The organism is Runella sp. CRIBMP (assembly GCF_009905605.1).
In the GTDB taxonomy this organism is placed as follows: domain Bacteria; phylum Bacteroidota; class Bacteroidia; order Cytophagales; family Spirosomataceae; genus Runella.
Map to the genome: position 1 here is coordinate 498,151 of NZ_JAAAKZ010000003.1, position 12,092 is coordinate 510,242.

11 protein-coding genes are annotated in these 12,092 nt (G+C 43.8%); 10 read left to right on the forward strand and 1 reads right to left on the reverse strand.

The annotated features are described in order from the left end of the window. The first annotated feature begins 18 nt into the window (after positions 1-18). Together GVN20_RS11875 and GVN20_RS11880 are read left to right on the forward strand one after the other, a co-directional pair. Positions 19-708: a response regulator transcription factor gene (locus GVN20_RS11875; protein WP_166558527.1), complete on the forward strand. Its 690-nt coding sequence runs from the start codon at positions 19-21 to the stop codon at positions 706-708. Between the two features lie 496 nt (positions 709-1,204). After that, entirely contained in the window at positions 1,205-3,022 is a 1,818-nt protein-coding gene (locus tag GVN20_RS11880) for a glycogen synthase (protein ID WP_166558528.1), read from the forward strand. A gap of 73 nt (positions 3,023-3,095) precedes the next feature. Here GVN20_RS11880 and GVN20_RS11885 read toward each other — a convergent pair whose 3' ends face one another. Then, positions 3,096-4,169, reverse strand: coding sequence for an MBL fold metallo-hydrolase (locus GVN20_RS11885; RefSeq protein ID WP_166558529.1), 1,074 nt, complete (start codon positions 4,167-4,169; stop codon positions 3,096-3,098). Between the two features lie 154 nt (positions 4,170-4,323). On the opposite strand from GVN20_RS11885, the gene GVN20_RS11890 reads away from it, so the two are divergent. The 8 genes from GVN20_RS11890 to GVN20_RS11925 all read left to right on the forward strand — a co-directional run bounded on the left by GVN20_RS11890 (position 4,324) and on the right by GVN20_RS11925 (position 12,018). Continuing rightward, positions 4,324-5,505 (forward strand): acyltransferase family protein, encoded by a 1,182-nt coding sequence (locus GVN20_RS11890; protein ID WP_166558530.1) that lies wholly within the window; start codon positions 4,324-4,326, stop codon positions 5,503-5,505. A gap of 211 nt (positions 5,506-5,716) precedes the next feature. Next, positions 5,717-6,613: a sulfite exporter TauE/SafE family protein gene (locus GVN20_RS11895; protein ID WP_229599041.1), complete on the forward strand. Its 897-nt coding sequence runs from the start codon at positions 5,717-5,719 to the stop codon at positions 6,611-6,613. Between the two features lie 108 nt (positions 6,614-6,721). Beyond that, positions 6,722-7,912, forward strand: a complete 1,191-nt coding sequence (locus GVN20_RS11900; protein WP_114068524.1) for a PLP-dependent aspartate aminotransferase family protein — start codon at positions 6,722-6,724, stop codon at positions 7,910-7,912. 28 nt (positions 7,913-7,940) lie between these two features. Beyond that, positions 7,941-8,378, forward strand: a complete 438-nt coding sequence (locus GVN20_RS11905; protein WP_166558532.1) for a hypothetical protein — start codon at positions 7,941-7,943, stop codon at positions 8,376-8,378. 162 nt (positions 8,379-8,540) lie between these two features. After that, entirely contained in the window at positions 8,541-8,927 is a 387-nt protein-coding gene (locus tag GVN20_RS11910; RefSeq protein ID WP_166558533.1) for an endonuclease domain-containing protein, read from the forward strand. Positions 8,928-8,961: 34 nt separating this feature from the next. Continuing rightward, complete coding sequence (locus GVN20_RS11915) at positions 8,962-9,675, forward strand: phosphoadenylyl-sulfate reductase (protein WP_166558534.1); 714 nt, start codon at positions 8,962-8,964, stop codon at positions 9,673-9,675. 57 nt (positions 9,676-9,732) lie between these two features. Then, positions 9,733-10,665: a sulfate adenylyltransferase subunit CysD gene (cysD, locus tag GVN20_RS11920; RefSeq protein ID WP_114068528.1), complete on the forward strand. Its 933-nt coding sequence runs from the start codon at positions 9,733-9,735 to the stop codon at positions 10,663-10,665. Positions 10,666-10,770: 105 nt separating this feature from the next. Then, on the forward strand, positions 10,771-12,018 hold the full coding sequence (locus GVN20_RS11925) for a sulfate adenylyltransferase subunit 1 (protein ID WP_166558535.1): 1,248 nt from the start codon (positions 10,771-10,773) through the stop codon (positions 12,016-12,018). Positions 12,019-12,092: the final 74 nt, after the last annotated feature.

Here is a 12,092-nt window from a genome sequence, read left to right on the forward strand (position 1 = left end):
CACCACCCAAAACAAAGTATGACCAAGATTCTGTACGTAGAAGATGAGCCTTTTTTAGGGAAAATTGTAAAAGAAAGCCTCGAAAGTCGCCAATTTGAGGTGTGCATGGTAGCTGATGGGCGAGATGTACTTGCCCAATTTAAAGCATTTCAGCCCGTTATTTGTGTGTTGGATGTGATGCTTCCGCACCGAGACGGCTACGCATTGGCGCAGGATATTCGTCAATTGGCTCCTGAAATACCCATTATTTTTCTGACCGCCAAAACCCAAACCGAAGATGTACTGAAGGGGTTTCAGGCGGGAGGCAATGACTATGTGCGGAAGCCTTTCAGCATGGAGGAACTGATTGTCAGGATTCAGAATTTGCTTCAGTTGACCAACGCTAAGCCCGTCTTAGTTGCTCCAAACGGCCATATTGTGCTTGGTAGCTATACTTTTTATCCTCATAAGTACGAACTTCACCGCGCCGACAATCTGCGCAAACTCTCCCACCGCGAAACGGAACTGCTTTCAATATTGGCCGAAAACCGCAACTTCACCGTACCGCGTCGCGATATTTTGATGCGGGTTTGGGGCGACGATTCTTTCTTCAATTCCCGTAATTTAGACGTCTATATTACCCGCCTACGCGACTATCTGCGCGACGACCCTGCCCTCGAAATAGTCACCCTCAAAGGAGTTGGCTATTTGTTTAAGTGTGAAGGTTGATAAAACTTCCCAAAATCCCCGCAGTAATGAGGGATGATGCCATTATTTTGTATAGTATTGTTGGGAAAGAAATTTTATTTTTTCTCATTTATGCCCCTATTAAATGATATGGGCATTATCTTTAGGAACTGTGATGCTCTTGTTAAGAATATTAGAATGCTATTAGAAAATAGACTCTCCAAAATAGTTACTGATAAAATAATATCAAATAATCAAGTAGTGTAACGGGTAAATCTATTTTTAGGTAATAAAACCACTTTGTTGAGAGTGAGGTGTTTGGGAGCAGATTGTAGGCGGATGTCAAATAAAGAGTAAGCTGTATTTTGGAAAAACAGGTCGAAAACCTTCCTAACGCATTTTGTATGTATTATAATCAACTTTATCCTTAGCGTTTGTTTTCCTTGAATAAAAGCAAATAAACATTATTATTGCAATTTAAAACTATAAAATTGTACATTTTGAATTAAAAATTGTACATTAAAAATCTTCATTAATCGTGGAAAAGAAACCTAAAAAAGCCCTCTTATTTGAAGTCGCTTGGGAAGTCTGCAACCAAGTGGGAGGAATTTATACCGTAATTCGGAGCAAAGTCCCTGCAATGGTCGACCAATGGGGGGATGATTATGTATGTTTGGGGCCTTATTTCCCCCAACGTGCTTTAACAGAATATGAGCCAATCACTTCAGACGACGGGTCGGGGATTTATCAGACCGTAGAAAAGATGCGTGAGGCGGGTTTTGTAGTCGAATACGGCTACTGGCTCATTACCGGAAAACCCCGCGTGGTACTGTTTGACATTAGGAGTGTAGCGGCGCAGCTAGACCGTATAAAATATAGTCTGTGGGAACGGCATCGAATCTCGACGGTCAATATTGAAGACTTGGTCAATCAAACGTTGGGTTTTGGCGAAATGGTGCGGGTTTTTCTGACCCAGTTTGCGGAAGATTACGCCAAAAAATTTGAAATTACGGCCCATTTTCACGAATGGATGGCAAGTTCGGGATTGCCTGATTTGCGCAAAGATGATGTTCGGATTGCGACCGTATTTACCACCCACGCTACTATGTTGGGACGGTATATCGCTTCCAACGAGCGTGATTTCTATACCAAACTTCCCTCATTTGATTGGCAACACGAGGCGCGGTACTACGCCATTGAGGCTCAGGCCACCATCGAACGCCTTGCGTACTTGAGCGCCCACGTGAGTACAACCGTCAGCGACGTAACGGCCCGTGAATGTGAAGTGTTTTTGGGGAAATACCCTGACTTGGTGTTGCCAAATGGCCTTAATATTCAGCGTTTTGCCGCAGTACACGAGTTTCAGAACCTACACATGAAGTATAAGGAAAATATCCATCGGTTTATCATGGGTCACTTTTTCCAAAGCTATTCTTTCAATCTGGATAAAACGCTTTATTTCTTCACGTCGGGCCGCTATGAATTTGTCAACAAAGGCTACGATATTACGATGGAAGCCTTGGCGCGGTTGAACTGGAAAATGGTGCAGGCCAAGATGGATATGACGGTGGTGATGTTTATCGTGACGCGTCAACCTTATCATTCTATCAACCCCGATGTACTTCAGTCTAGAGCAGTTTTGGGTGAAATACAGGATACCTGCGAAGCGATTGAAAAGCAATTGGGTGATAAATTATTTTTGGCTTCTGCTTCTTCTACCGACCATCATTTGCCTGATCTGAATCAATTTGTGGATGAATATTGGCGCTTGCGTCTCCGTCGAACCATTCAAACTTGGAAAACGAAACGCTTGCCGCCCTACGTAACCCACGACCTGAAACAACCTGATTCTATCACCGAATATTGCGAACGTTCGGGCCTGAAAAACCACGAGCAAGACCGCGTTAAAATCGTATACCATCCTGATTTTATTGCTTCAACAAATCCACTTTTTGGATTGGATTACGGCCAATTTGTGCGAGGATGTCACCTAGGGATTTTCCCAAGCTACTATGAGCCGTGGGGTTATACGCCGTTGGAGTGCGTAGTGCGCGGTATTCCCACCGTTACGAGCGACTTGTCGGGTTTCGGTGATTTTATTATGCAAATCATGCGAGATTACGAAAACCGAGGTATTTATGTGATTAATCGCAAAACGCAAAACTTTGATCAGGCCGCCGACCAATTGGCCAACATCATGTTCAAATTTGTGCGTATGAACCTGCGTGAGCGGATTCAACAACGTAATAAAGTAGAGAATATTTCGGATGTATTCGATTGGGGAAATCTGCGCTCTTACTACGATACGGCCCACGATTTGGCCGCAAAAAAAGCCTTCAAAACTACGGTGAATTAATTTTTATAGCTTGATTTATCCTCGGCAACGCTTTAAGCCTTGCCGAGGATTTTTTTTATAATTCTTTCCAAGTCTACAACTTTATCACTTCTCCAACGCCCGCCAACTGGATTAATCCCTGATTCTGTGGCTCTTTCTGCAATTTTTGAAGCGAGCGGTAGCAATCTCCCAACGGCTCATCTGACAAATCGAACGTGCCGTAGTGCATCGGAATCATTCGTTTCGCTTTCATTTCGTGGGCTGCCTGTACGGCGTCTTTTGGCCCAGCGTGACTGGCAGACATAAACCATTCGGGTTTATAAGCACCAACCCCCAACAGGGCCACATCAACCCCGCCAAAATACTTGGCAAAATCCTGATAGTGCGTTCCGTAGCCCGAATCGGACCCAAAATAAATGCTTTTGCCATTGGCTCGAATCAAATACGCACCCCACAGATTTTTGTTGGTATCGTTTAAATAACGTCGTGCCCAATGACGGGCGGGTAAATAGATGATTTCAACCTTAGAGGTATCTGTTTGATAGGTTTGATACCAGCCAGCGGATTGAATATTAGGGCTTTTTGTGAAATTGTTGAGCAGCGTGTCCAGTCCTAGGCCCGTCAGATAAGTGGCATTTGGGTTTTGAGGGGCCAATGTTTTGAGGCTTTTTTCGTCGCAATGGTCACGGTGGTCGTGTGAGACAATGATGTAATCCATATCCCTTAATTCTGAAACCGCCATGGGCAATTCCGAAAACCGTTTCATCAGCGCAGAGGGACTTTCCAGCACAGGGTCGGTTAAAATTCGGACACCGTTGAGCCGAATAAAAAACGTAGCATGACCTAACCACACGACACAATCGTCGTTGTTATTTAGAAAATCGCTGTTTTTAGTCACTTTCAGGCGAAATGTGTCCGTTTTTTTCTCGGCTTTTTGGGGATTGGTTTCGCGTTGCCATTTCAATAAATCACTAAACCCAGGCAAAGGCTCCAAGTTTTCGTTCAAAAAGCGTCCTTGCGGATTTACAGGGTTGCCTTTCCAATCGTGGCGAACGGTTTTTAAATCAGGATTAGAGCGATAGCCGCTTATCTCCCACGTAAAACGCTCATACATAAAGAAATAAAAACCTCCTGCCAGCGACAGGACAAAAACGAAGCTGATAATCATTTTTTTTAGGGCGAGAAAAGGTATCAACAGATTGAAATTCAGTAATATCAAAAACAGGGGATGTTACTGCATAGTTCGCCCGTAAGTTATAAATTCACTTTTGTTTACTTTAGGTATACAAACCCTGTTACGTTCCTAAACTTTTCCTAACGCTATGGCGCCCACCTTGCCCGTCCGTATCTCGTCGGTAGATGCTTACCGAGGTTTTGTTATGTTTTTGATGATGGCCGAAGTGCTCGAATTCGGTAGTATTTCCAAAGCCCTGCCCGATAGTTCTTTTTGGGCGTTTTTGGCCTATAACCAAGACCATGTCGAATGGGTAGGTTGCTCGTTGCATGATTTGATTCAACCGTCGTTTTCGTTTTTGGTGGGTGTGGCATTGCCGTATTCTATTGCGAGTCGGATGGCTAAAGGGCAAAATTTCGGAGCTATGTTTGGGCACACCATTCAGCGTTCGTTGATTCTGATTTTTCTCGGTATTTTTCTGCGTTCTATGCATCGCGAACAAACCAATTTTACGTTTGAAGATACACTTACGCAAATTGGCTTGGGTTACCCTGTTTTATTTTGGCTGGGTTTTCGTACCTTCCGTACCCAACTCATTGCTTTGGGTACCATTTTGGTAGGTTATTGGCTTTTCTTTGCCGTCTACCCACTTCCTGGCGCCGACTTTGATTATGCAGCCGTTGGTGTTACTGCCGATTGGGAACATAATTTAAAGGGGTTTGCAGCTCATTGGAATAAAAATACCAATGCGGCATGGGCATTTGACCAATGGTTTATGAACCTTTTTCCTCGTGAGAAACCTTTCATTAGAAACGGTGGCGGGTATTCTACGTTAAGCTTTATTCCAACCTTGGGTACAATGGTTTTAGGGCTGTTGGCGGGTCAGTGGCTCAAATCAGATTCATCACCGATGGAAAAAGTAAAGCGGTTTGCAACTTTAGGCGTAGCCCTTTTGGTGGTCGGTTCTCTTCTCAACTGGCTAGGGGTTTGTCCCAATGTCAAACGTATTTGGACGCCTACTTGGGTGTTGTTTAGCGGTGGATGGTGCTTTGTGTTGCTCGCGGCTTTTTACTGGTTGGTAGATATACAGGGGTGGCGTAAAGCATTTATTTGGTTGATTATTATCGGGACTAATTCCATTGCAGCCTACGTTATCTCCCATACCATAGTAGAGTTTATTCATCACTCTATTCAAATACATGTGTCGCAAACCTACGATCAGGTATTTGGAATTACGTATGAGTCCTTGGTTCGGGGTGGATTGATTCTTTTAGTCGAGTGGCTCATTTTGCGTTGGATGTACCGAAATCGGATTTTTGTAAGAATTTAATAAGTTTTTAAGCTCATTTCTTGGACTTTTTAACTATTGCTTCTACTTTTGTAATGCCGCCCCAAAAAGCGGCATTTAATTTATCTTAATTTCTCTATATAATCAATATACTATATCTGGTATTAGGTGTTTAAGATTTTGCTTGTCTTTCAAATTAATCGCAGTAATTGTTCCACCACCAGTATAAATTTCAGAAACGGCTATGAGCTCCATGACAAAACCACCAGTTATTCCTGTCGAGAAACCAAGAGACCTTGAAGATTGGCTGTGGGTTGGTATACCCGTTGGGCTGTTGACGATTATCATAGGATATTTGATTTACAAACACGCAGGAAGTTTTACTATTGACTCTTTCATGGCGGGTTTTAATTCAGATTTAGCGTTTTACCTGATGGTTGGGGTAATGGCTCAGTTGGTAGATGGTGCGTTGGGCATGGGCTATGGCGCTACGGCTACGTCTTTTTTATTGACGCTGGGCGTTCCTCCAGCGGTAAGCAGCACGAGTGTTCACTTATCAGAGATGTTTACCACGGGTGCCTCGGCCATTTCACACTTCAAATTCAAGAATATCAATAAAAAGCTATTCAAAACTTTATTGATTCCGGGTGTAATCGGTTCAGTTATTGGTGCTTATTTGCTTTCGGATGTAATAGATGGCAATGTCATTAAGCCTTTTATCTCGGCCTACATGGTTGTATTGGGTTGTATTATTGTGAGCAAAGGCATTAAAAAGACGAATGTCAAAAAGCCCACTAAGCGACTGGGGGTTCTAGCCATTTTCGGTGGTTTTATGGATGCCGTTGGCGGGGGAGGCTGGGGGCCGATTGTAACTTCTACGCTCATTGGCCGTGGCCGTGACCCGCGCTATACCATTGGTTCGGTCAACGCCGCCGAATTTGCCGTTGCGTTTGCCAGTGGGGTTACGTTTCTCCTTTTTGAGGGTATCAATAGCTGGCAGGTTGTACTGGGATTGATGCTCGGAGGCATGATAGCCGCTCCGCTTGGTGCTTATCTAGTAAACCGGGTCAACCGTCGACCATTGATGGTAATTGTGGGTTTATTGGTGATATTCTTAGGATTAAGGGTTGTATTGAAAGCTATTTTATAGTAAATGTGTAATTTTACGACCTCATCCAATCAGGTCATTTAAAAGACTTGGTGTGTTTTCCAGATTATTTGGTGGGCACATCGGAAGTCTAATATTCTCAAGAAAAGTATGCAACGTAAGACGAAAGCAATCCGCATCCAAACCAAAAAGACGCAATACCGCGAGCATTCGACGCCATTGTTTCTTACCTCAAGTTTCTCATTTGAGTCGGCTGAGCAAGGTAAGGCCCTCTTTGATGAAACCGAGGAAGGTAATATTTACAGCCGTTTTTCAAACCCCAGTGTTCAGGAGTTTGTCGATAAAGTGTGTATGCTGGAAGGTGCGGAAGATGGTCTTGCTACCGCCACAGGAATGGCGGCGGTATTTGCGAGCATGGCGGGAATTCTCAAGTCTGGGGACCACATCATTGCCTGTCGGGCATTGTTTGGGTCGGCGCACCAGATTATTACGCAGATTTTTGCGAAGTGGGGTATTACTTATACGTACTTGGATGCCGATGCTTCTGAAGAACAGTGGGAAGCGGCTGTGCAACCCAATAGCCGCATGGTGTATCTAGAAACTCCGTCTAATCCTGGATTGGAACTGGTTGATTTGGCCATGATTGGTCGTATTTGTAAAAAACACAACCTGATTTTCAACGTGGATAATTGCTTTGCTACCCCCATCATTCAAACACCCGCGGATTTTGGCGCGGATTTGATTGTGCACTCTGCCACCAAATTTATGGATGGGCAGGGGCGTGTATTGGGAGGAGTTGTGGTTGGAAAAGCTGAATACATTGCCCCGATTCGCTTTTTTTGCCGCCATACAGGCCCTTCTATGTCGCCGTTTAATGCGTGGACATTGAGCAAAAGCCTCGAAACGCTTGAATTACGCATGGAGCGCCACAGCCAAAATGCGTTACGTTTGGCCGAAGCCTTGGAGGCATTGCCCGAAGTGAAAAAGGTAAACTATCCTTATTTGCCAAGCCACGCCCAATATGAGCTTGCCAAAGCGCAAATGAACGCGGGAGGTGCAATTGTGACCATTGAATTAGAAGGCGGTTTTGAGCGCGTAAGTGCGTTTATGAAAGCGTTGACCATCCCAACCTTGTCGTCAAACTTGGGCGATACCCGTACCATTATCACCAATCCATTTACGACTACTCACTCCAAACTCAAACCCGACGAAAAAGCGGCTTTGGGTATTACGGAAGGCCTGATTCGTATTTCAGTTGGCTTAGAAGCCGTAGAAGATTTGATTGAAGACTTTACGCAGGCGGCAGTGGTGAGCGCTGAAGTGATTGCGGAGAAGATATAGATAGATTTGCAAAATATAGCTTTCAGATATGAAATTTCCGCTTACAGCAAGCGAATTGACTAATGAGATTTATATTTCAGTAGATAAATACCTTGAGATTGGAGATTTGCGAGTTAGACAGTTGATTAAAATTTTATCAAACGTGCCTGATGAATTAATAATTGAGGGTCTAATTAAAGTTTTTGAAAATAATAATAGAAGGGAAACTGAGATTTTAGATCAAGAGTTTGCAGGGCAAATTTTGAAAGAAATTAAACCTAAAACAGATGTTTCCCTTGAGATTATTCTAAAAAGAATTTTAAGCAATTGGAATAAAAGTGTAGAAGAGATTCCATTTTGGTTCAAAGAAAACTATGGTACGGAGAGATGTAAAAACACTTTAGAAAGCATTTCCAATGAAGCGGTATTAACTAAAGTTGAAAAAGAGAAATTAGAAACGATGAAGTGGTGGTTGGAAATAAAATAAGTTAGCTGTTGAATTATCGAAATGCTAAAATAAGTTATTTCTCATTAATTTTATTATCTACACACCCCGCGGCTAAAGCCGCACCCCTCTCAAGAGGGGAATTTTCGTTAATCCCCTCTTGAGAGGGGTGCCCGAAGGGCGGGGTGTGTGAAATCAGCAATTATGGAACGTCGTCAAATCATTCCGTATAACCCTAAACTGAAAGAAATAGCCCGACAATTACGAAATAATAGTACTTTATCAGAAGTGTTATTGTGGCTTGAATTGAAGGGGAAAAAAATGCGAGGGTACGACTTTCACCGACAAAAACCGATTGACAATTATATCGTTGACTTTTTTTGTCATGAGCTGATGTTAGTAATTGAAATTGATGGAATCAGTCATACCTGGGAAGAAGTAGCCGTGAATGATGAAATTCGTCAACGAAAAATAGAAAGCTTTGGAATACAATTTCTAAGATTTGACGACAAAGAGATAAAACAAAATATGAGTTTTGTCTTAAATACAATTCACGATTGGATAGTACAATACGAAAAAATGCCTACCTGAGAGGTATAAAAAAGAACACTTATTGAACCGTAAAATGATACTCACCGAAACACATACAACAGAATCGTTACTTAGTTTACTTAGCGGTAAAACCGAAGTGGAAGCATTGCGTTTACTGGCAGAAATGTTTCCTGGACAGGTGGCTTTTTCGACCAGCTTGGGCTATGAAGACCAAGTAATCACGGATATGATTTTAGCCAATGGAATTGACATCCGAATCTTTACGCTAGATACGGGCCGGATGTTTCCCGAAACTTATCTGACGCTCCAGAAAACCAATAATCGCTACGATACCAAAATCGAAGTGATGTTCCCCAAAAACGAAGCGGTTGAACAACTGCTGACCGAAAAAGGTCCTTTGAGTTTTTATGAGTCCATCGAAAACCGCAAAGAGTGTTGTTTTATTCGCAAAGTAGAACCTTTGAATCGTGCGCTGAAAGGTGTGAAAATTTGGGTGACGGGTATCCGCGCGGAGCAATCCCCCAACCGTACCGATATGCAGGCCATTGAGTGGGACGGAGGGCATGAATTGTTTAAATACAATCCACTTTTGCCTTGGACGTTCGACCAAGTAAAAAGCTACGTGAAGGCGCACAATGTGCCTTATAACCCACTGCACGACAAAGGTTTTGTAAGTATTGGTTGTGCCCCCTGTACCCGCGCCATCCAAGAAGGAGAAGACTTCCGCGCGGGCCGCTGGTGGTGGGAAGATGAAAGCAAAAAAGAGTGTGGGTTACACGCTAAATAGAAGAGAAGGAATCCCCGTTCTTTTAAAAGTAAATTACAAAATCAGACACGATAAATCATGTCCAATATCCAAAGTCCAGAGTCTATTGTCCAACGTCAGGACTATTTAGACCAACTCGAATCCGAAGCCATTTACATCATGCGTGAAGTGGCAGGGCAATTTGAGCGCCCCGCGTTGTTGTTTTCGGGCGGTAAAGATTCGATTACCCTTGTACGATTGGCCCAAAAAGCCTTTGCTCCTGGCAAAATCCCTTTTCCATTGGTACACATCGATACGGGCCATAATTTTCCTGAAGCAACTCAGTACCGTGATTGGTTGGCCAATGAAGTAGGAGCAAAGTTGATTGTACGTCAGGTCGAAGATACCATCAAAGCCAAAGGGTTGAAAGAACAGACTGGTAAAAATGCTACCCGTAACTGGTTGCAAACCTTTACGTTACTGGATACCATTGAAGAATTTGAATTTGATGCGTGTATTGGTGGGGCGCGTCGTGACGAAGAAAAAGCCCGCGCCAAAGAGCGTATTTTCTCTTTCCGCGATGAGTTTGGTCAATGGGACCCTAAGCGGCAGCGCCCTGAACTATGGAATTTGTTTAACGGCAAAATCAGCAAAGGCGAAAACGTACGTTGCTTCCCGATTTCCAACTGGACCGAGCTCGACGTGTGGTCGTATATTGAGCGCGAAAAAATTCCATTGCCTAGCATTTATTTCTCGCACCAACGCGAAATGATTTTGCGCGATGGAAATCTATTGGCCAATGCCGATTTTATTTTCAAAGATGAAAACGACGTAATTGTAACCAAAACCGTTCGTTTTCGCACGGTGGGTGACATGACTTGTACTGCGGCGGTAGAGTCGGATGCCGATACGATTGAGAAAGTAGTCAACGAAATCAAAGCAACGCGCATCAGCGAACGCGGCGAAACCCGCATCGACGACCAACAAACCGAAGCGGCGATGGAAGACCGTAAAAAGGGAGGGTATTTTTAGAGGTTACAGCCAAAAGTAGGCAGTTCACAGTAAGATTGAACCGTCCAAAAATAGAACTAACTGTAAACCGCTCGGGCGATCCCGTTTAAACCGTAAATAGAACAAATGGACATTCTAAGATTTATAACCGCAGGTAGTGTTGACGACGGAAAAAGTACGTTGATTGGCCGCTTGCTTTACGATACAAAAAGCATTTTGGCCGACCAAATGGAGGCCGTTGAGCGCGCCAGCAAAACCAGAGGCGACGGCGAAATTGACTTGGCTTTATTAACAGACGGACTTCGTTCGGAGCGGGAGCAAGGCATTACCATCGACGTAGCCTATAAATATTTCCAAACGCCCAATCGGAAGTTTATCAGCATTGATGCGCCCGGTCACATTCAGTACACCCGCAACATGGTGACGGGGGCTTCCAATGCAGATTTGGCCATTATTTTGATTGATGCTCGTCAAGGAGTGGTGGAGCAAACACGCCGGCACTCGTTGATTGCGTCTTTGTTAGGCATTCCTCATATTGTAGTGGCGGTCAATAAGATGGATTTGGTGGGCTATTCAGAAGATGCGTTTCTGCAAATTGCCCAAGAATACAAAAAACTGGCGGATAAACTCGGAATTAAAGACTTGAAAATCATCCCTGTCAGTGCGTTGGCGGGTGATAACATTGTGGATAAATCGGAAGCCATGCCTTGGTATACGGGCGAAACAATGCTGCATTTTCTCGAAAATGTCAACGTGCTGAACGACCTGAATTTGACCGATGCACGTATGGCAGTGCAATACGTACTGCGTCCGCAAACGGAAGAATTACACGATTATCGGGGCTATGCGGGACGAATTCAAAGCGGAGTTTTCAAAAAAGGTGATTCTATCACCGTTTTGCCTTCAGAGCAAACTTCTAAAATCGCCAAAATAGAAGTTTACGGCGAAGAAGTGGAAGAAGCTACGGCTCCGCAATCAGTGACGATATTGCTGGAAACTGACGTGGACATCAGCCGCGGAGACTTAATCAGCGGTGCGGGAAATCAGCCGATTTTGAGTCAAGACGTTGAAGCCACTATCTGTTGGATGGACGACCGAAAAGAGTTGAAAGTAGGCAATAAATACACGCTACAACACGGTACAAGCCTAGTACGTTGCTCCGTCAAAGGCATCGAATACCGCATTGATGTAAACAATTATGAGCACTTGGAAGATATCGAAAGCCTCAAGCTAAACGATATCGCTAAAGTGACGCTCCGCACGGCAAAACCGCTTGCCTACGATTCATACCTGAAAAACCGCGCCAATGGTGCAGCTATTCTGATTGATGAGACTTCCCACGTGACCGTCGGTGCGTGCATGGTAGAAGCCTAATTATATTTTTTGTCATCCTCAAAGGACCTGATACGTCCGAATTTGATAAGCCCTCAATTTCTTTCGAAGTTGAG

Excerpts from the sequence above, each read along its gene's own strand:
- GVN20_RS11925 (WP_166558535.1), top strand. The coding sequence starts at position 10,771 with ATGGACATTCTAAGATTTATAACCGCAGGTAGTGTTGACGACGGAAAA.
- GVN20_RS11890 (WP_166558530.1), top strand. The coding sequence starts at position 4,324 with ATGGCGCCCACCTTGCCCGTCCGTATCTCGTCGGTAGATGCTTACCGA.
- GVN20_RS11885 (WP_166558529.1), bottom strand. The coding sequence starts at position 4,169 with ATGATTATCAGCTTCGTTTTTGTCCTGTCGCTGGCAGGAGGTTTTTAT.
- GVN20_RS11905 (WP_166558532.1), top strand. The coding sequence starts at position 7,941 with ATGAAATTTCCGCTTACAGCAAGCGAATTGACTAATGAGATTTATATT.
- GVN20_RS11895 (WP_229599041.1), top strand. The coding sequence starts at position 5,717 with ATGACAAAACCACCAGTTATTCCTGTCGAGAAACCAAGAGACCTTGAA.
- GVN20_RS11875 (WP_166558527.1), top strand. The coding sequence starts at position 19 with ATGACCAAGATTCTGTACGTAGAAGATGAGCCTTTTTTAGGGAAAATT.
- GVN20_RS11910 (WP_166558533.1), top strand. The coding sequence starts at position 8,541 with ATGGAACGTCGTCAAATCATTCCGTATAACCCTAAACTGAAAGAAATA.
- cysD (WP_114068528.1), top strand. The coding sequence starts at position 9,733 with ATGTCCAATATCCAAAGTCCAGAGTCTATTGTCCAACGTCAGGACTAT.
- GVN20_RS11915 (WP_166558534.1), top strand. The coding sequence starts at position 8,962 with ATGATACTCACCGAAACACATACAACAGAATCGTTACTTAGTTTACTT.
- GVN20_RS11900 (WP_114068524.1), top strand. The coding sequence starts at position 6,722 with ATGCAACGTAAGACGAAAGCAATCCGCATCCAAACCAAAAAGACGCAA.